At 63.1% G+C, this 19,397-nt stretch carries 16 protein-coding genes; 10 read left to right on the top strand and 6 right to left on the bottom strand.

The genetic code is table 11. The features are described 5' to 3' along the window. Positions 1–234: WecB/TagA/CpsF family glycosyltransferase (locus EOA22_RS04435; RefSeq protein WP_206521261.1), on the top strand; the 234-nt coding region annotated here is incomplete at its 5' end. Beyond that, on the top strand, positions 231–1,154 hold the full coding sequence (locus EOA22_RS04440; protein WP_063170061.1) for a DUF6492 family protein: 924 nt from the start codon (positions 231–233) through the stop codon (positions 1,152–1,154). The genes EOA22_RS04435 and EOA22_RS04440, both read left to right, overlap by 4 nt. An 80-nt stretch (positions 1,155–1,234) precedes the next feature. Here EOA22_RS04440 and EOA22_RS04445 read toward each other — a convergent pair whose 3' ends face one another. Then, positions 1,235–2,530 (bottom strand): lipopolysaccharide biosynthesis protein, encoded by a 1,296-nt coding sequence (locus tag EOA22_RS04445; protein ID WP_013530229.1) that lies wholly within the window; start codon positions 2,528–2,530, stop codon positions 1,235–1,237. 198 nt (positions 2,531–2,728) lie between these two features. Here EOA22_RS04445 and EOA22_RS04450 point away from each other — a divergent pair, with 198 nt between their 5' ends. From EOA22_RS04450 to EOA22_RS04465, 4 genes are all read left to right on the top strand, one after another. Next, positions 2,729–5,269, top strand: a complete 2,541-nt coding sequence (locus EOA22_RS04450; protein WP_063170062.1) for a GumC family protein — start codon at positions 2,729–2,731, stop codon at positions 5,267–5,269. Between the two features lie 180 nt (positions 5,270–5,449). Further along, on the top strand, positions 5,450–6,349 hold the full coding sequence (folD, locus tag EOA22_RS04455; protein WP_063170063.1) for a bifunctional methylenetetrahydrofolate dehydrogenase/methenyltetrahydrofolate cyclohydrolase FolD: 900 nt from the start codon (positions 5,450–5,452) through the stop codon (positions 6,347–6,349). Positions 6,350–6,405: 56 nt separating this feature from the next. After that, positions 6,406–7,368: a GlxA family transcriptional regulator gene (locus EOA22_RS04460; RefSeq protein WP_013530232.1), complete on the top strand. Its 963-nt coding sequence runs from the start codon at positions 6,406–6,408 to the stop codon at positions 7,366–7,368. A 378-nt stretch (positions 7,369–7,746) separates the two neighbouring features. Next, positions 7,747–9,411 carry a VWA domain-containing protein gene (locus EOA22_RS04465; protein ID WP_063170064.1) on the top strand — a complete coding sequence of 555 codons (1,665 nt, stop codon included), beginning with the start codon at positions 7,747–7,749 and terminating at the stop codon, positions 9,409–9,411. A 68-nt stretch (positions 9,412–9,479) separates the two neighbouring features. On the opposite strand, the gene edd is transcribed toward EOA22_RS04465, so the two are convergent. From edd to zwf, 3 genes are all read right to left on the bottom strand, one after another. Beyond that, positions 9,480–11,303: a phosphogluconate dehydratase gene (gene edd / locus EOA22_RS04470; protein ID WP_063170065.1), complete on the bottom strand. Its 1,824-nt coding sequence runs from the start codon at positions 11,301–11,303 to the stop codon at positions 9,480–9,482. A gap of 72 nt (positions 11,304–11,375) precedes the next feature. Continuing rightward, positions 11,376–12,092 (bottom strand): 6-phosphogluconolactonase, encoded by a 717-nt coding sequence (gene pgl / locus EOA22_RS04475; protein ID WP_063170066.1) that lies wholly within the window; start codon positions 12,090–12,092, stop codon positions 11,376–11,378. Further along, positions 12,074–13,543, bottom strand: a complete 1,470-nt coding sequence (gene zwf, locus EOA22_RS04480) for a glucose-6-phosphate dehydrogenase (protein ID WP_013530236.1) — start codon at positions 13,541–13,543, stop codon at positions 12,074–12,076. Before zwf ends, pgl begins: the two co-directional genes overlap by 19 nt. 315 nt (positions 13,544–13,858) lie before the next feature. Between zwf and EOA22_RS37605 the strand changes: the two genes are divergently transcribed. The 4 genes from EOA22_RS37605 (at position 13,859) to EOA22_RS04505 (ending at position 17,129) form a co-directional block, all read left to right on the top strand. Continuing rightward, complete coding sequence (locus EOA22_RS37605; RefSeq protein WP_027162287.1) at positions 13,859–14,605, top strand: SDR family oxidoreductase; 747 nt, start codon at positions 13,859–13,861, stop codon at positions 14,603–14,605. Positions 14,606–15,093: 488 nt separating this feature from the next. Continuing rightward, complete coding sequence (locus EOA22_RS37610; RefSeq protein WP_063170067.1) at positions 15,094–15,372, top strand: RHS domain-containing protein; 279 nt, start codon at positions 15,094–15,096, stop codon at positions 15,370–15,372. A gap of 516 nt (positions 15,373–15,888) precedes the next feature. Further along, on the top strand, positions 15,889–16,212 hold the full coding sequence (locus EOA22_RS04500) for a hypothetical protein (protein WP_127224236.1): 324 nt from the start codon (positions 15,889–15,891) through the stop codon (positions 16,210–16,212). Between the two features lie 62 nt (positions 16,213–16,274). Then, positions 16,275–17,129, top strand: coding sequence for a hypothetical protein (locus EOA22_RS04505; protein WP_063170068.1), 855 nt, complete (start codon positions 16,275–16,277; stop codon positions 17,127–17,129). 3 nt (positions 17,130–17,132) lie between these two features. On the opposite strand, the gene EOA22_RS04510 is transcribed toward EOA22_RS04505, so the two are convergent. Further along, positions 17,133–17,984 (bottom strand): SH3 domain-containing protein, encoded by an 852-nt coding sequence (locus tag EOA22_RS04510; RefSeq protein WP_027162286.1) that lies wholly within the window; start codon positions 17,982–17,984, stop codon positions 17,133–17,135. A gap of 262 nt (positions 17,985–18,246) precedes the next feature. Continuing rightward, the coding region (locus tag EOA22_RS04515; protein ID WP_164755244.1) for an FAD-binding oxidoreductase at positions 18,247–19,397 on the bottom strand (1,151 nt) is incomplete at its 5' end.

The raw sequence follows: 19,397 nt of genomic DNA on the forward strand, positions 1-19,397 counted from the left end.
GCGCGCCATTGCACGCTGCCGATCGCCGTCGGCGCGTTGCTTGATTTCCTGAGCGGCGCGGTGCCCCGCGCGCCCTTGTGGATGCGCCGGCTGCGGCTCGAATGGCTGTTCCGGTTGGCTGTCGAGCCGGGCCGCCTGTGGCGCCGCTATGTGGTCGGCAACCCGCTGTTCCTGCTGCGCGTCGTCAGGCAGAAATTCTCGCTTGCGCCCGAAGCCGCGGGAGATACCAAATGAACAGCAGGTTCGTGCCAGGTGCCGCTGTCGAGCCAAGCCCGCTTCGGCAGACACCGACGGCGGCCATCGTGACGGCAAGCTATGCGCCCGATTTCGAGCGCTGTCGCCTGCTGTGCGAGACACTTGATCGCCATGTTTCCGGCGCGGCGCACCATTACATCCTGGTCGAGCATCGCGATGTCGGCCTGTTTCGCCAATTGGAAACCGGCCGCCGCACGGTGGTCGACGAGCGGGAATTGCTGCCGCGCTGGCTGCACGCCTTCGACGATCCGTTCAGCCTGTTTCGCCGGCGCGTCTGGCTCAGCCTGAAGACCCAGCCGCTGCGCGGCTGGCATGTGCAGCAGTTGCGCCGCATCGCCATATCAGCGCATGCATCTCAAGACGTGCTCATCTTCTGCGATTCCGATGTTGCCTTCCTGAAACCTTTCGACTGCGGCGCCTTCTGGCGCGACGACAAGGTGCGCCTGTTCCGCCGCGACGGTGTGCTGGCGGACGAAGGTCATGAGGAGCATCGCATCTGGTCGCGCAACGCCGGCTCGGCACTCGGCATCGACCCGTCCCGGACGTCGAACCATGACTACATCTCGACGCTGATCGCGTGGCGGCGCGACACCGTGCTGGCGATGTGCGGTGCGATCGAAAGGGTCCATGGTCGCAACTGGGTCGAGGTCGTCGGCTCGGCACGCAAATTCTCCGAATGCATGATCTACGGCCGCTATGTCGACGATCTGCTGGACGGAGCCGGCCACTTCCACGGTTCCGAAGAGTTCTGCCGCGTGCACTGGACCGGCGAAGCGCTTTCGGATGACGAGTTCCGCCGCTTCGTTGCCGCCATGGCGCCGGAGCAGGTGGCGATCGGCATGCAATCCTTCATCGGCACCGATATCGGCCGCATCCGCCGTCTGATTGGGTTGGATTAGATCATCCCGAAAAGCGGAAACCGGTTTTCTCGGACAAACGATTTCCGTTTGTCCAGAAGTCATGCACAAATGAGAAAGCCCTATACGGGCTTTGCCGGCTTGCGCATCGCCGAATAGGTGAGCAGCGTCGAGGCGAGATACAGAAGCAGGAAGACGACATTGAGCGACAGCACCAGCTTCGGCGTGTCGAGGATGGTCGTCAGCACATAAGTCAGCAACAGCGCCTTCAATCCGGCGAGCAGGCCGAGATTGAGCGCCCGCACCAGCGTTTGGCCGCGTGCGAACAAAAGCTCGGCCTGGTATTCGACAAGATTGCGCAATCCCGGCACGCAGATTGCCAGCACCACCAGCGGGGCAGCCTCGGCGACATTCTTGCCGAGTGCATTGGGGAAGAAATGCAGCACGATGCCAAGTGTCAGCAGCGCCAGCGTCGAAACCGCGAACACACCGCCTTCGATGCCGCTCTTGACCGCCAGACGCGACAACAGTTCCGGCGCGCGCATCATGCGCTGCACCAGCATCATCGAGAAGGTGCGGATCGGAATCGCCGTCAGGTCGACCAGCCGCATGATGATGGCGTAGATGCCGGCCAGATGCGGGCCGCCGATCGCCAGCACGAGCAGCTTGTCGAACTCCATCTGCAGGTAGAACAGCACTTCGGCGCCGGCCACATAGATGGAATCGGCCAATCGCCTGAGATAAAGCTCGACGCGCAGCCGCAGCCTCTGGCGCGGGTAGAAGAAGCCGAAGGCGATCAGCAGCGAGGCGGCATTGGCGCCGATATAGAACCAGGACCATATCCAGACGCTGTGTTGCGCTGAGAACATGAACAGCACCGCGCCGAGCGCCCGCAGCGCGGTCGCCAGGATGGCCAGCAGCGCGGCGCGGCCGAACTTGCCCAGGCCGTTGTTGACGATCAGCGCCACCTCCACCGGCCGCCACAACAGCGCTTCGGCAAAGACGATTGCCGCAAACACCGACAGCGGCACGGTGTCGGCAAAGAAAAGCAGATAGACGCCGAACGAGGCAGCGGCCAGCAGCGGCAGCGACAGCACGCCGAGCAGCAGGAAGCCGGCGGAAAAGGTGCCGATCAGATTGGGACGGATGGTGGCGGTGCGGTAAAGCGCCGAGATGAACCCAAAGGCGAGGATGCGCGACAGCATGACGCCGGCCGCCGACGCGGTGGCGAACATGCCGAATTCGGATATCGACAGCGTGTTGGCCAGCGCGATGAAATAGGCCAGCGAAAACACCAGTCGCCCACCGGCACCGCTGATCGCTGAGAAATAGTCGCGAAGCAGCCCCCGTCGTTCGGCCAAAAAGCTGCCGATCCGGGCGAGGGGCCGCCTTTGCGGTATGTCACTGGCCTGCGTCATGTCTCAAGGAGAGCCTAGGCCGGAAAACTTAACGTGCCGTTCTGGCGGCTGGGCTTGTGTCGAAAATAGATGCAACCGAAACGAGAAACCGACGCTTCGGCGCGGGAAAATTAACCTTTTGTTTTCCATGCCTGTTTAGCGTGGCTTAACGAATGGCCAATCTCCGTTCGCAGGTCGCCAAGGGTAAAGTTCCAGACGATGGTCGACAGGGAAAACCGCGAAGACTGGAAGCGCGAGCGCTCGTTGCTGGCGCTGGGCCAGGCTGTGCGTGGCGACGAACCCGACGCGTCGCTGGTCTCGATCGGCGACCGGGCAGACCCGTCATGGCGCGAGGATGCCGCCACGCGTCATCGCCTCGCCCGCTCGCAGCGCGAGGCGCGCAACCCGAAACTGTCGGATCCGGTCGCGGCCGACGGGGATCGTGAGCAAGCTTACCGCGCGCAAACCTCGCCGCGGACACAGCCTGGTGCCGCCGAAACCGCTGGCGCTCGTCGCGCCGATCATACATCGGAACCTTACGCTGCAGGCGACGCGTCGTTATCCCGAAACGACGGCATGGACAGCCAGCAGTGGAAGCCGCTGATCGATCCGATGCAGGTGGTGCGCGGTGTCGGCAAGTCGAAGCTGCTGATCGTGACGACGACACTGCTGGGCGCCGCGCTCGGCATCACCATCGCGCTGTCGACGCCGAAGAAATATGAGGCCACCACCGAACTGATCGTCGACCCGCGCGACCTGAAGCTCACCGACCGCGATCTCACCCAGTCGGTCGTCGCTTCCGACGCCACGCTGGCCATCGTCGAGAACCAGGTCCGGGTGCTGACATCAGGCACTGTTCTCAACAAGGTCGTCGACAAGCTCAATCTGGTCAACGACCCGGAATTCAATGGGCAAGGCGGCGGCGGCCTCAGTGTCATGTCGCTCATTCGCTCCATCCTGTCCCGCAATGATGGGCCGGGGGGTGTCGACGACAGCCGTCGCCGCGCGCTTGCTGTCGGCAATCTGGCTGAGAGCCTTTCGGTCGAGCGCGGCGGCAAGACCTTCGTCATCACCGTCAGCGCCACCACGCAGAATGGCGAGAAATCGGCCCTCATCGCCAACACGATGACGGATGTCTTCCTGCAGACTTTCGGCCAGATACAGTCGGACACCGCAGGCCGCGCCACCGACGAACTGACGGCCAGGCTTGACGAGTTGCGCAAGGGCGTCGAGGCAGCCGAGCGCAAGGTCGAGGATTTCAGGGCCACGCACGATCTCGTTGACGCGCAGGGCCATCTCATCAGCGACGATGAGATGCTGAAACTCAACGAGCAGCTGTCGGTCGCGCGCGCCCGGACCCTGGAACTCAACGCCCGGGCGGCCTCGGCGCGTTCGGTCGACGTCAATTCGGTTCTCACCGGTACCTTGCCGGAGGAGATCAACTCCAACACGATGAGCGATCTGCGTTCGCAATATGCGTCGCTCAAGCAGGAAGCTGACCGCGCCGCCATCCGGCTCGGCCCGCGTCACCCCGAACTCCAGGCGATCAATGCCCAGATTGCCGGCGCACGCGAACGCATCGCCTCGGAGCTGCGCCGCATCGGCTCGTCGCTGCAGGTCGACCTCAAGCGCGCCGTCCAGCTCGAACAGGATCTTGCCTCTCGCCTGGCGCAGCTGAAGGTCCGCAGCGGCGACGTCAACAGCGACCTCGTGTCGATGCGCGAACTGGAGCGCGAGGCGACCGCCAAGCGTTCCGTCTACGAACAGTACCTGCTGCGCGCCAAGGAGACCGGCGAGCAGAAGGACATCAACACCGCCAACATCAATGTGATCTCGAAGGCCTTCGCGCCGCTTGAGCCGAACGGGCCGTCGCGGGTCGTGGTCGCGCTCGCCGGCCTGTTGCTGGGTTTCGCCTCCGGCATTGGCCTCGGAGCCATGCGTGGCGCCTATGAGAGCCTGCGTGACACCGCCAATTCGCGCTCGCGTCGCGACCATGGCACGGACGAACGCCGGACGCCTTACGAAGACAAGGCATATCGGGCAGCGCCGCCGCCGGCGCCGCCATTACCACCAGCGCCGCAGCCATCGACACCCCCGCCTGCATCACCACCGCCGGCCGTGCCACCGCCTGTCCAGCAAGCCGAGGCCTCGCCGGCAGAAGGTCCCGGCCGGATCGGTGCCTTGCTGTCGAGGCTGCACAAGTCCGTCTCCCGCAGGCCATCCCGGGAGGAGCCGTTCGATACCGTCGAATGGGCCTCTGCCGAAAACGGGGAGCCAACGCAGGATCCGCAATACCGCGCCTATCCCCGGCCGGCGCCGGCCTTCGAGCCCCGGCAGGCGGCCGCGACAGCATACCCGGCACCACCTTTCCAGCCCGGCGGCCATCCGCAGCAGACGGCGCAGCCGCCACTGCCGCCTCCCATGATGACGCAGCGGCCATATTCCGGGCCGCAGCTCTATCCCTACGCGCAGCCATTGGGCTACGCGCAGCAGCCGGGCTATCCCTATCCGCAATCTATGCCGGCCGCCAATGCCGGGCAGCAGTCCGATCCGGCTCAGCCCGCTTCCGAGTCCTATCCACAGCCGCCCGTCGCGCAGCAGCAGGCGCCTCAGCCTCATCAGCGATCGGCGGAGCCGTCGCGGGCCGTGGAGGATGCCGAGCAGCAAGCGCCAATCGAGGAAATCCGCGCCAGCCTGCGCGAATTCCGCGAAGCGGTTCGCGAACTGACCGAGAGCCGCACGCGCCGCCGCTACTTCTGAGCCACAAAAATCTGCGCGGTGCCGTACAAAAACATGCCGGTTTCGCGTAAACGGCATGGGACGGCGCTTTGGCGGGATTGCATGTTGGATTTTTCGTGAAGATGCCACGCTGTGAAAGATCGAAAAGCGCGTCGCTTCCGGAAGCGACGCGCTTGGGCATTCTGGTGTTGAGGGTGGTCCATGGCTGAAGTGATTGATGGCAAGAGCGTTGCCGGGGACGTTGTGGGGACGGTCAAGACCCTGACGGCTGAACTTGTCGCCAAGGGCAAGGCCAAGCCCGGTCTTGCCGTGGTCATCGTCGGCGAGGATCCGGCCAGCCAGGTCTATGTCGCGTCCAAGTCGCGCACCGCCAAGGAATGCGGCTTTCATTCCGTCCAGCATACGCTGCCGGCCGAAACCTCCGAAGAGGCATTGCTGAAGATCATCGGCGACCTCAACGCCGATCCGGCCATCAATGGCATCCTCGTGCAGCTTCCTCTGCCGGCCCACATTGACGCCGGCAAGATCATCCAGACCATCGCGCCGGAAAAGGATGTCGACGGCTTCCACTTCATCAATGTCGGCAAGCTCGGCACCGGTGAACTCGAAACAGCGTTCGTGCCTTGCACGCCGGCCGGCTCGATGCTTCTGATCGAGCGGGTGCGCGGCAAGGACCTGTCCGGCCTCAACGCAGTCGTCGTCGGCCGCTCCAACATCGTCGGCAAGCCGATGGCCAACCTGCTGCTTGCCGCCAACTGCACCGTCACCATCGCCCACAGCCGCACCAGGGATCTGCCGGCCTTGGCCCGCACCGCCGATATCCTTGTCGCGGCCGTCGGCAGGCCGGAGATGATCAGGGGTGATTGGGTGAAGCCAGGCGCCACCGTCATCGATGTCGGCATCAACCGCATCCCGGCGCCGGAAAAGGGCGAGGGCAAGTCCCGCCTCGTCGGCGATGTCGCCTATGCCGAAGCGGCCAGGGCCGCCAGCGCCATCACACCGGTGCCCGGCGGTGTCGGCCCCATGACCATTGCCATGCTGATGGCCAATACGTTAGCCTCCGCCTACCTTTCGGCCGGATTGAAACGGCCGTCCTTCTGACCCGCCAGAAAGCTGCAGCTTTGCCGAACCCCAGTGTTCCCTCAGAACGGCCGGTCATGACTGACCCCGTTCAAGGCGGCCGGCAGTTCGCATTCCTGCTGGTAGACAAGTTCTCCATGTTCTCGCTGGCTGCCGCGATCGATACGTTCCGGTCGGCGAACCGGTTGCTTGGCCGCGACTTCTACGGTTGGACCACGGTGTCGGCCGATGGCGATCCGGTGATGGCTTCCAATGGCCTGCCGCTCAAGATCGACTACGCCGTTGCCGACCTGCCGCCGGTCGATATCCTTTTCGTCTCGGTCGGGCTGACGACCGAATTCCCCGGCAAGAGCAAGGTGCTGGCGGCTTTGCGAAGCTGGGGCCGGCGCGGCAATGCGCTGGGTGCCCTGTCGGTCGGGTCCTACCTGCTGGCCGAGGCCGGCCAGCTCGAAGGCTATCGCTGCACCATCCATTGGGAAAACCGCGCCGGCTTCGTCGAGCGATTCCCCGACATCAACTGCACCGGCAACGTCTTCGAGATCGATCGCAAGCGCTACACCTGTGCCGGCGGCACCACTTCGATCGACCTGATGCTGGAGATCGTGCGCGGCGATTTCGGCTCGAACCTGGCCAATGGCGTCGCCAACCAGTTCCAGCACGAACGCATCCGCTCGGCCGGCGACCGTCAGCGCGTCGGACCCGAACGCGACCTGACCGGCAAGTCGGAGAAGCTCAGGCGCATCGTCGAACTGATGGCCGACCACCTCGACGAGCCGCTGTCGGCGGTACAGCTGGCCAAATCCGCCGGCCTTTCGGTGCGCCAGGTCGAGCGCCTGTTCCTGCGCCATCTCAGCGTCACGCCCGGCCGTTACTATATGCGATTGCGGCTGGAGCGGGCGCGCGAACTGCTGCGCCAGACCAACATGCCGATCCTCGACGTGGCGATCGCGACGGGCTTCACCTCGCATTCCTACTTCGCCCAGAGCTACCGGCTGCAATTCGGCAGGCCGCCTTCGGAAGAACGCCGCACGACTTACTAAGCTGGTTTTCGTTTTCGTTGAAAGTTCGGCATTCGGCCCGGCGCATCGGGCCAAGGCCATGAATTCGGGTTAATGGGTTCTTTCGGAGCCTTCGCCGCGCGTAGGCTGACGGGTGCAACAAACGAAAAACCCGCCTATTGCGGCGGGTCACCGGCGCAAATCAGCACCATAGCCAAATATGTACCTTAGCTGAGGTCATGGTGTCAAGAAAAAATTCCTATTACCGGGTAAAAGGCTGCCGACACCGCCGAACTGGCTGTCGTCAGGATTTTTGTTAAGCTGGGTCCGCAGCCCTGCGCACCGGGCGCCCGGACTTGTGTCCCGGCGCCGCGTCAAATAGCTTGCCGCCCGGATCAGGGGCGGATTTAGGAGATTTCGATGGCGGGACTTGCACGGGGCGTCGCTGCGGCGATCCTCCTTTTGTCGATGACGACGTTCGGCTTCGCCGCAAACAAGGTCATCATCATTCTCGATGCGTCCGGCTCGATGTGGGCGCAGATCGACGGCAGGCCCAAGCTCGAAATCGCCCGCGAGTCGCTTCGAACCGTGCTTCAATCGGTCCCCACCGACGACGAGATCGGCTTCATGGCCTATGGCCACCGTGAAAAGGGCAGCTGCGACGACATCCAGCTGATCGTGCCGCCGCAGGCAGGTTCGGGCAGCGCCATTTCGGCCGCCGCCGACAGCCTGAAATTCCTCGGCAAGACGCCGCTGACGGCGGCGGTCAAACAGGCGGCCGAGGCGCTGAAATACACCGAGGACAAGGCGACGGTCGTGCTCATCACCGACGGGCTCGAAACATGCGGCGGTGACCCCTGCGCGCTTGGTAAGGAGCTCGAGGCATCCGGCGTCGACTTCACCGCCGATGTCGTCGGCTTCGGCCTGACCGCCGACGAGGGCAAGCAGATCGCCTGCCTCGCCGACAACACCGGCGGCAAATACATCCAGGCCTCCGACGAGAAGGCGCTGCAGGAGGCGCTTGCCGAGACCGTGGCAGCACCAGCGCCGGCTCCTGAACCGGCTCCGGCACCTGCGCCGGCACCCGCGCCCGAGCCGGCCAAACCGGACTTCAATTTCCTGCCGATAGCGGTGCTTGCCGAGGGCGGCGATCCCGTCACTGACGGCAACGCCTGGGAGATCTACAAGGCGAAACCCGACGGTACGCGCGGCGACTACGTCAGCACCGAATACGGCGCCTACAAGGCCAATCTGGAACCGGGCGACTATATCGTCGTGGCCAGCGACGGCCAGGCCAAGACCGAGCAGAAAGTCAAGATCGAGGCGGGCCAAGTCTACGCGCCTCTCTTCAACTTGAATGCCGGCACGCTCATCATCCATCCGCGACCGAGCGAGGGGGCAGATGTCGTCGATGGCGCGGCTATCGTCATCGATTATCCGGGTGCTGACATGCCCGCCACCTTCTATGGGACCACGAAAGCCGTGTTGCCGGCCGGCGACGAGAAAGTGACGGTCACGATCGGCCAGGGGGTGGCTACCGAAACGATTCCGCTGGCTGCCGGCAAGACCGTGGAAAAGAACATGATTGTCGGTGTCGGCCATGTCGTTGCCAATGCTTATTATGCTGCCGGCGGCGACAAGGCGGACGGTTCAGGCATCGGCTTCAAGGTGCTCAAGGCAAAAAAGAAGATCGATGGAACCAGGGACGAGGTGACCTATGCCTACGGACCCGACAGCAAATTCGATCTGCCGGCCGATGACTATGTCTTGATTGCGACGGTTGATCTCGCCGTTGTCGAGCAGCCGTTCACCGTCAAGGTCGGCGAATTTCAGGATCTGAAAATCGCAATGAATGCCGGCGTGCTGGCGATCACCGCGCCGGGAGCCTCGAAGATCGAGATTTTCGAGGCCAAGAAGGACATCAACGGCAACCGCAAGTCGCTTGGCTATGCATTCGACCAGAAGTACCAGGCAGCGATCCCGGCGGGCGACTATGCCGTCGTCTCGGAGAAATCCGACAACAGTTCGAAAGAAGGCAACGTGACGGTCAAGGCCGGCGAGCGAGCTGAGCTAACCGTGCAATAGAATCGTATGCACAACCGCAAGAGGGCGGCCAAGTGCCGCCCCTTTTCATGGGTTGCGCAGAACTGCCGTCAGGCCGTGCCGAAGGCGCTGGCGCCATGATCGGCGCGGCCGACCAATTGCCGGAAGCCGGCAAACAGCTCGCGGCCGAAACCGAACTCGTTGCCGATGAGGTCGGCATCCGCCGTCCGGCGCAGCGCGAAATCGCCGGCCGGCACCAGCACTTCCAGCGTGCCGGCATCGGCGTCGAGCCGGATGATGTCGCCTTCGTGGATCCTGGCGATAGGACCCTCCTCGACCGCTTCCGGTGTGACATGGATCGCCGCCGGCACCTTGCCGGAGGCGCCCGACATGCGCCCGTCGGTGACCAGCGCCACGCGCTGGCCGCGATCCTGCAGGATGCCGAGCACGGTGGTCAGCTTGTGCAGTTCCGGCATGCCGTTGGCCTTCGGCCCCTGGAAGCGGATGACGGCGATGAAGTCGCCGGTCAGCGTGCCTGCCTTGAACGCATCGTTCAGCCCTTGCTGGCTGTCGAAGACCCTGGCCGGCGCCTCGATGATACGCCGCTCCGGCTTCACCGCGGAAGTCTTGATGACGGCGTGGCCGAGATTGCCTGACAGCACCTTCAGGCCACCGGTCGCCTGGAACGCCTTGTTGAAAGGCGCCAGCACCTTTTCGTCGCCGCTTGTCCGCGGCGAGGCTTCGCGCACCACGCCTCCGTCGGCGCCGAGCTTTGCCTCGACCGCATAGGGCCGCAGGCCTTCGCCCCACACCGTCTGCACATCCTCATGCAGGATGCCTTCGTCGAGCAGTTCGCGGATCAGGAAGCCGAGCCCGCCGGCGGCGTGGAAATGGTTCACGTCGGCGAGGCCGTTCGGATAGACCCGCGCCAGCAGCGGCACCGCTTCCGACAGGTCGGAAATATCCTGCCATGTGATGGCGATGCCGGCCGCCGCCGCCATGGCGATCAGGTGGATGGTGTGATTGGTCGAGCCGCCGGTGGCATGCAGGCCGACGACGCCGTTGACGATCGAGCGCTCGTCGATCATCCGCCCGACGGGCGTATAGGCGTTGCCAAGCGCAGTAATCGCCAGCGCCCGCTTGGTCGCCTCGCGGGTCAAAGCCTCGCGCAGCGGCGTGCCTGGATTGACGAAGGACGCGCCCGGCGTGTGCAGGCCCATGATCTCCATCAGCATCTGGTTGGAATTCGCCGTGCCGTAGAAGGTGCAGGTGCCCGGTCCATGGTAAGATTTGGACTCGGCCTCCAGCAGTTCGGCGCGTCCGGCCTTGCCCTCGGCGTAGAGCTGGCGGACCTTGGCCTTTTCGTCATTGGGCAGGCCTGATGTCATCGGTCCGGCCGGAATGAACACCGCCGGCAGATGGCCGAAGGTGAGGGCGGCGATCACCAGCCCCGGCACGATCTTGTCACAGACGCCGAGATAGACGGCGGCGTCGAACATGTTGTGCGACAGGCCGATCGCGGCGGCCATGGCGATGACATCGCGCGAAAACAGCGACAGCTCCATGCCGGGCTGGCCCTGGGTGACGCCGTCGCACATCGCCGGCACGCCGCCTGCCACCTGGGCGATGCCGCCGGCTTTGCGGGCTGCATCCTTGATCAGCGCGGGGAAGCTCTCGAACGGCTGATGCGCCGACAGCATGTCGTTATAGGAGGTGATGATGCCGAGGTTCGGCACCTTGTCGGCGCCCAGCGCGAGCTTTTCCGAGGGGCTGCACACCGCAAAGCCGTGAGCGAGGTTGCCGCACGACAAAACGGCCCGGTTGGCGGTGCGGTTCGACGCCTCGGCGATGCGGCCGAGATAACGCTCGCGGCCGGGCTTAGAGCGCTGGCGGATGCGTTCGGTAATGGCTTCGATGTCGCGTCTGGCGGTCATGGTGTCGGTCCTTTCAGGCGAGGTCCCGGAAACATCCTCCCGCCGTTTGCCGGGACCGGTGTAAATCGAGAATCAGGGTGCCCAGAAAACCTCTACGGGCTTTTGCGCTGCGTCGAGCACGGCGCGGATTGGCTTTCGCGGCCCGGGCGCCACCGCGCCGTCGAAGGCGATACGCTTGTCCTCACCCTCGATGTGCAGCGCGATGAAGCCGGCTTCGACGATGCGGGCCAGCGACAGGGTCAGCCGCGGCTCGCCCGCACTTGCCGCATGAACCGGCAGCACGATCCTGTCGGAAGACGGGTCGAGCAGCGTTGCCAGGTCGGCGGCATCGGGAAAGAACGAGGCGGTGTGGCCGTCCGGCCCCATGCCGAGCACGACGACATCGAGCGGCCAGGGCAAGGATCGGAGCGCTGCATCGTCGGACGAGGCCGCATCCTCGATGCTGGTGGCTTCGTGATAGAGCGGCACGAAACGAGCCGCCTTGGCCGCGTTCTGCAACAGATTGGCGGCCACCAGCCCGGCATTGGAGCGTGGCGAGGAGGCCGGCACGAAACGCTCGTCGACCAGCGTCACGATCACCTTGTCCCAGGCGATGGGTATCGCTGAAAGGGCGGCGAAGAATTTTGCCGGCGTGGTGCCGCCGGAGACGGCGAGCAACCCCGTGCCGCGCTCGGCGATCGCCTTGGTCAGTCTGCCTGCAACATGGCCGGCAAGGGCTGCCGCCAGTTCCTGGCGCCCGCTGAAGCCGTTCCAGCTGTAGGCGGCGCTGTTCAATTGCTCTCGTGCCATGTCCGCCCGTCACGTTCGATCAGCGCTATCGAGGCCGATGGACCCCAGGTGCCCGCCGTGTAGCCCTGCGCCTCCTGCCTGGCACTTTCCCAGGCATTCTGGATCGGGTCGATCCATTTCCACGCCGCCTCGACTTCGTCACGGCGCATGAACAGGGTCTGGTTGCCACGGATGACGTCCATGATCAGCCGCTCATAGGCGTCCGGTGCGCGGCCGTCGAAGGACTGCGCGAAACTCATGTCGAGCGAAATCTGGCGCAGCCGCATGCCGCCCGGGCCCGGATCCTTGATCATGATGAACTGCTTGACGCCTTCGTCCGGCTGCAGCCGGATGACAAGCTGGTTGGCGAAGATCGGTCCGGCGCTGTCGCCGAAGATCGAATGCGGGATCGGCTTGAATTCGATGACGATTTCCGAAACCCGCGTCGCCAGCCGTTTGCCGGTACGCAGATAGAACGGAACGCCCGACCAGCGCCAATTGCCGATCTCGGCCTTGATGGCGACGAAGGTCTCGGTGTTGCTGTCCTTGCCGAGTTCCTCGACATAGCCTTTCACCGGTCCGCCGGCCGAAGCCCCGGCGCGATACTGCCCGCGCACGGTGTGCTTCGGCGCTTCGTTGCCGTTGATGCGCTTCAGTGCCCGCAGCACCTTCAGCTTTTCGTCGCGCACGGCGTCGGCATCCATCGACGACGGCGCTTCCATGGCGACGAGGCACAAGAGCTGCAGCATATGGTTCTGCACCATGTCGCGCAGCGCGCCGGCCTTGTCGTAATAGGTGACGCGGTCCTCCAGGCCGACGGTCTCGGCCACGGTGATCTGGACATGGTCGATATGGGCTGAATTCCACAACGGTTCGTAGAGCGCGTTGGCAAAGCGCAGCGCCATCAGGTTCTGCACCGTCTCCTTGCCGAGATAATGGTCGATGCGGAAGATCTGGCTTTCGTGGAAGTCGTCGCCGACCAGGTCGTTGAGCTTGCGTGCCGAATCGAGATCGCGGCCGATCGGCTTTTCCAGCACGATGCGCGAGTTCGGCGTGATCAGATTGTGCTCTTTCAGCTTGTGCGAGATGTCGCCGAACAGCGCCGGCGCCACCGCCAGGTAGAAGGCGCGGATGCGGTCGCTGTCGCCGATCGCCTTCTTGAGCTTGTCGAAGCCGGCGCCGCTCGTCGCATCGGCGGAGACGTAGGACAGCCGCGCCAGAAAGGTCTTCAGTTCCTTGGCGTCGATGTCGGCCGGTTTGACGTGGTCCGAGATCGCCTGCTTGGCGAAGGCCTGGAATTCTTCGTCGCTCATCTTCGAGCGCGAGGTGCCGATGATGCGTGTCGGCTCCGAAAACTGATGGTCGCGCTGGCGATAATAGAGCGACGGCAGAAGCTTGCGCTCCGACAGATCGCCGGTGCCGCCGAAAATGATGAAGTCGAAAGGATCGACGGGGATGATCTGGCTGGTCATGGTCTGTCCGCTCTGACGCCGGTCGCTGTGACGCGGCTGATATAATCTAATCGATTTAAATTTTCCAGTGCCATGGTGTCACATCTGGGTGTATGCGCCTGCCCCTTGACAGTCCGATGACCCGGAGGCTTGTCGACAGGCGCGGCACCGGAAGCCTTCGCAGTTGCAGCATAGAGCGGGATCGACGCGAAAGCCAAAGGAGAAATCGGCGATGGCCGCACATCTTTCGAGCAATCCGGCCAGAAGCCACGGGTTCGCGCGGATGTGCGCTATCGGCGCGCCGGTTGATCGTCATCAATCATGAGCGGGAAAAACATGCGTCTGGAAAACAAGGTTGCCGTCATCACCGGTGCTGCGTCCGGTTTTGGCGAGGGCATCGCCAGGCGCTTTGCGCAGGAGGGTGCCAGGGTCGTTGTCGCCGATCTCAACGCCAGGGGCGCGGAGCGCGTCGCCGGCGAGATCGGCGAAGCGGCGATCTGGACCCAGACCGATGTCTCGCTGCGCTCCGAATTCGACGAGATGATCTATGCCGCCAAAAGCGCATTCGGCCGCATCGACATCATGGTCAACAATGCCGGCTACACCCATCGCAACGGCGACATGCTCAATGTCGACGAGGAGACCTTCGACCTGATAACCGCCGTCAACATGAAGGCGATCTATCACGCGGCACTCGCCGTGGTGCCGATCATGGAGCGGCAGGGCGGCGGCGTCATCCTGACCACGGCCTCCACCGCGGGTCTGCGGCCGCGCCCCGGCCTCACCTGGTACAATGCGTCGAAAGGCTGGGCGATCACCGCCACCAAATCGATGGCGGTGGAACTGGCGCCGAAGAACATCCGCGTCAACTGCCTCTGCCCGGTTGCCGGCGAGACCGGCATGCTGGAGAAATTCATGGGCGCCGACACACCCGAAATCCGCGAGAAGTTCCGCGCATCGATCCCGCTCGGCCGGCTCTCGACGCCGCTCGACATCGCCAACGCCGCACTCTGGCTGGCCTCGGACGAAGCCGCCTTCATCACCGGCGTGGCGCTGGAGGTCGACGGCGGACGCTGCATCTGAACGCCTGGGTAGCAGGCCAGGATCTCATCCGCTGCAATACCAGGACAAGCGCAATCTCACGGCAATCGAGGATCAACCCCGCCAACAATGAGACCTACACCTATACGGCCAACGGCTTCATCGAGAATGCCGATGGGCCGTGGGGCAGCCTCACCTATACGATCGACGGTGTCGGCAACATCACCCAGCGCACCGTAACCATTGGTGGCGTCACCTCTATCGATACCTACAGCCTTCAGGGCGGCTCCAACCGGCTGACCGGCATCCTCACCGGCGGCGCACCGAGCCGCGGCTTCCAGTCGGACCTTGCCGGCAACGTCACGCAGGACGCGACCGTCTCGCCGGAGCTCACCAAGACCTACAGCTACAATGCCGCCGGCCAGCTCTCGGGCGCCACCACGAACGGCACGACGGCAGGCGCCTACATCTACGACTACCTGTCGCGGCTGGTCTCGCGCACCATCGCCGCCTCGTCGGCCACGCTGCACATGGTGCACGACCTCGACGGCAATGTAATCGCCGAATATGACGCGTCCGGCGCGCTGGTCACCGAATACATCTGGGTCGAAGGCCGCCCGCTGGCGATGGTCGCCGACGCCGGCATCACGCCGGTGCTCTATTACGTGCTGACTGACCATCTCGAACGGCCGGTCATGATGACCGACCAGGGCCGCAATGTCGTCTGGCAGGCGAGCTATCTACCTTACGGTGAGGTGCGTAGCATCAGTGGCACGGCGACGCTCAACCAGCGCTTCCCCGGCCAATAGTTCCAGATCGAGACGGGGCTCGCCTACAATTGGCACCGCCATTATGATGCTTCCATCGGGCGCTATCTGCAGCCCGATCCGCTCGGTATGCCGAATGGGCCGTCAAGGTGGGCGTATGTCGGCAACAGCCCGCTGATGAAGGTGGATCCGAGCGGGTTGTATTGGGTTCCAGGTCCAGGAGGGAATCGATGGTGGTGTTGGGGTGGCAATCCCTTGGACTGCGTTTTACGTCCCCCCCCCGCAGCCAGGGCCACAATCTTGCCCGATGCCGTCGGAACGGCGTACGACGCCTCCGCCTCCGCCGCCAGCTGGGCCGCCGGATGACGACCCTTGTGAGGAACAGCTTGCCGCTGATGAGGCGCAGTGCCAATTGCTATCCTCGGGGCGTGGTGGCGGGCGCACAACCAAAGCTGGTAGAAATTGGTATGCAGCTTGTATGGCAATAGCCAGTGAAAGATATGCCGCTTGTAGGGCAGGGAAACCCTTGCCGCCGTTTCCAATATGGAAAATGTAGCTATGAAATTTCTATTTCGGGAGAGGCTGGAAGTTTTGAACTCAGATGATTTATTTGAGTTTGGAATAACAAAAATCAATAAAAATAAAAGCGAAGAATATTTATATGAAACAGAGGCAATCTTCATAAGAAACGGGAAAGTAACATCAAGAATAAAGTTGACTGGATTGAGTGAGTTTAAGGTTATAATGAGCTCGTTATCCTATTTTGGGTCAAAATTAAGGGGAATAGCAAAAGATGAATCGATTACTTTTGATTTTGATGGATTAACATTTGACCAATATATACCAATAAACAAAAATTTAAGATTGATTTGGGATGAATGATTTAAAGAAAGATAAACAACGATTGTAGGGTGACAGCACACTTTTATTCTCGATGGTGGACTGTGGTCGAAGAAAATCCCCGTGATTCATCGGCCTCTTGCGAGTGCCAATCCTCCGGCTTCGCCCTCGTCGCTGTCCTTGTCTTCCTCCTCATCGTCTCCGCCATCACCTCGACCTTCGCCCTGACCGCCTGGACGCGGCTCAAGATCGCTTCGAATGAGACCGAAAGCCAGCGGTTCGGCCTGCTCGCCGAAGGCCTGACCAACGTGCTGGCCGCGCGCCTGTCGAGCGCCGGGCCGGACATCGGGTTGCCGCTCAATTTCGAGCCAGTCTCCTGCGTGGTCGGCGATCTGACGGTCGTGATGCGGTTGCAGGGGCATTCGGGCCTGATCGATCTCAACGCCGCCGATCACAATCTGCTTGCCCAGGGTTTCGCTTCGCTCGGCGTCGATCCGGAGATGTCCAACTGGCTTGCGATCGCGGTCGAATATTCCCGCAGCGGCGCCAGCATCTTTGCCGCGGTGGCCACGCAAAAGGTCGAAGTCGTGGGTGGTTTCAAGCATGCACCGTTCGAATCCGTGGCTGAGCTGCAGGACTTTTCCAGGCTGCGCTCGATTTCTTTGCCTGATCTCTACAGCACATTCACGGTCAATTCGCGGCGCGGCGATCTGGTCGTAAGTCGAGCCGGCCCCACGCTGGCCAACTTCGTCAAGGCCGGAACATCGGCAGGTGCAAAGATACCCGAGCAGGCCTTCACGATCGAGGTTTCCGTCAGCCGGCGAGGCTCGGCCATCGTCGGTTCCGCCGGCTATGTCTTCGAAAGCCGTTCGGGCGATCAAGCAAGCCTGCTCCGCACTGCAGCGGTTTTGGGAACGATAGGCGCCAAGATAAGGGGCGTGCCTCACCCAAGGCGGTAGACGTCAGGCGCCGGTCTTGATGTAGCTCTTGTAGATCCAGCCGGTCTTGCCGTTGTAGGTGATCTGGCACCATTTCTTGCAGCTCATCACCTGCACCGAGGTTTTGGCTGGCACCGTACCGATGGCGGCGGCATTTTTCTTCGGGCCGCTTCGCATGGTCACGGCCCTCAGGATGCGTCCTGTTCCGGCGGCTGCGGCTTTCCTTGGCTTCGCCTTGGCCTGGCTGTCATCACCTTCTGCCGCGGGCTCTTGAGCCGGCACTTGCGGTTGCACCTCGGGAATGGCGGCGGTTTGTGCGCCGTCGGGATGGTTGCCCGCGGTTGCGCCGGGCGCGGCTACCTTGGCAAGTTCGGTGGCGGCATCGGTATCGGCTGCCGGCTGCGCGAATGCCGCCGTTTGCTTGTCGGGTGCCTTGTCCGCCACCTGGCTGGGAGCAGTCGAATCGGACGCGGATGCGGCCTTCAGCTGGGAACCGGTCCAGCGCGGGTCATTGGCGGCGAGTGCGGGAATGTTGTCTTGCGCGGCCGCCACAGTTGTTGGAATTGCGTCGGACTTGCGCGCCTGCGGTACGGCTGCCGCAGCGACCGCGGCCCCAACCGGGGTTATTTTCGTCGTCTTCACCGGAACCGTTGGAATGGTCTGTTCGGGGCTCGCTGCCGCTTGCCTGTCGCTGGCCGGCAGCGCCAGCCACAGCGCCACGGCGGCGACGCCAAGCAGTGCGGCGGTGCCGATCGCGGCAATCACCAGATGCGAGTTCGAACGGACTTCCTGCCAGAAGGACGGCCGCATGTCGTATCCGAACTGCATGGCAAAGCGCCGACGTTCCGGCGTACCGAAACTGAAGGGCTCTCTCACTCTTGCCACCTCCATAAGCGGGCCGACGTTCTTTCAATCGGTGCCGGAAGTCCGGCGTCTGATCCGCATCGGTCCCAAAAACAACGCGGGCAGGCCCGCAACAATCCCCGAACAATCGCCCAGAACCGGCAGCTTTCGCCTGCGATTGTGGCATCAGTACGCCAACATAGAGGATTCTGCGCCTTTGCGGGAAATTGCGCAATGCGTCGCACGGGCAACAAATGTTACAACAAATATTACAATATTACATCAGGCCGGCCGGCTAGATCCTGTCGCGCAGCGCAAACCAGTTGAGCGCCAGGAACAGCAGCGGCGTGCGGAAACGCCGGCCGCCAGGGAAAGGCGGGATTTTCAGATCCTCGATCAGCTTCAGCCGGTCGCGGTTGCCGGCAACGGTTTCGGCATAGAGTTTACCGAAGTAGTTCGACAGCATGACGCCGTGGCCGGAATAGCCGCCGGCCGAGATCACATTGGGCATCACTTCGCGCACGAACGGCTTTCTTGGCACCGTGATGCCGACATAGCCGCCCCAGCCATGCGTGATCTCGACATCCCCGAGCGCCGGATAGAGTTCCGCGATCTGGCGACGGATGTGGATGTGGATATCCCGGGGATCGTTGACGCCATAGACCTCGCGTCCGCCAAACAGCAGCCGCCCGTCCTTCGATCTGCGGAAATAGCGCACGACGAAGCGGGAATCGTCGACCGCCTCGCCGCCCCGCAAAACGTTCGAGTCGGCTCCCAGAGGCACGGTCGCGCCGATGAAGGAACCGATCGGCATGACGTGCGCGGCACTCACCGGCTCGAGCGCGCCGCCATAGGCGTTGACCGCGATCAGGCATTTCTGCGCCGTCACCGTGCCTCTCGACGTCGAAACCTTGATCTTGCCGCCACTGGAAATGATGCCGGTTGATTGAGTCCCCTCGAACAGCTGCGCGCCTGCAAGCGCTGCCACCCGCGCTGTGCCGATCACCAGCTTCATCGGATGGATGTGCCCTGTGCCGGTGTCGCGCGTGCCGCCGAAATAGGCGGTCGAGCCCAGCCGCTCCGCCGTCTCCCTGGCATCCATGAACGAGATATGCGGGTAGGAAAAACGGCTCGCCATGATCTCGGCATGCGCCTTGTAGTCATCGACATAGCGCGGCTTGTGCGCCACCGAGAGCTGGCCCGGCATATAGTCGATATCGATCTGGTTGGCGGCAGTGAATTCGAGGAGATGCGCCTTCGCCTCTTCGGCAAGATCAAACAGAGCCTTGGCGCGGAACAAGCCGTACTCGGCCTCCAGGTCTTCGGCCCAGGCGCGCTGGCCGGTGCCAAGTTGGCCACCATTGCGCCCGGAGGCGCCATCACCGAAGCGATACGCCTCGATCAAAACGACATTGGCGCCCGCCTTGGCCAGATGCGCTGCCGCCG

The organism is Mesorhizobium sp. M7A.F.Ca.US.014.04.1.1, from assembly GCF_003998745.1.
Classification (GTDB): domain Bacteria; phylum Pseudomonadota; class Alphaproteobacteria; order Rhizobiales; family Rhizobiaceae; genus Mesorhizobium; species Mesorhizobium ciceri.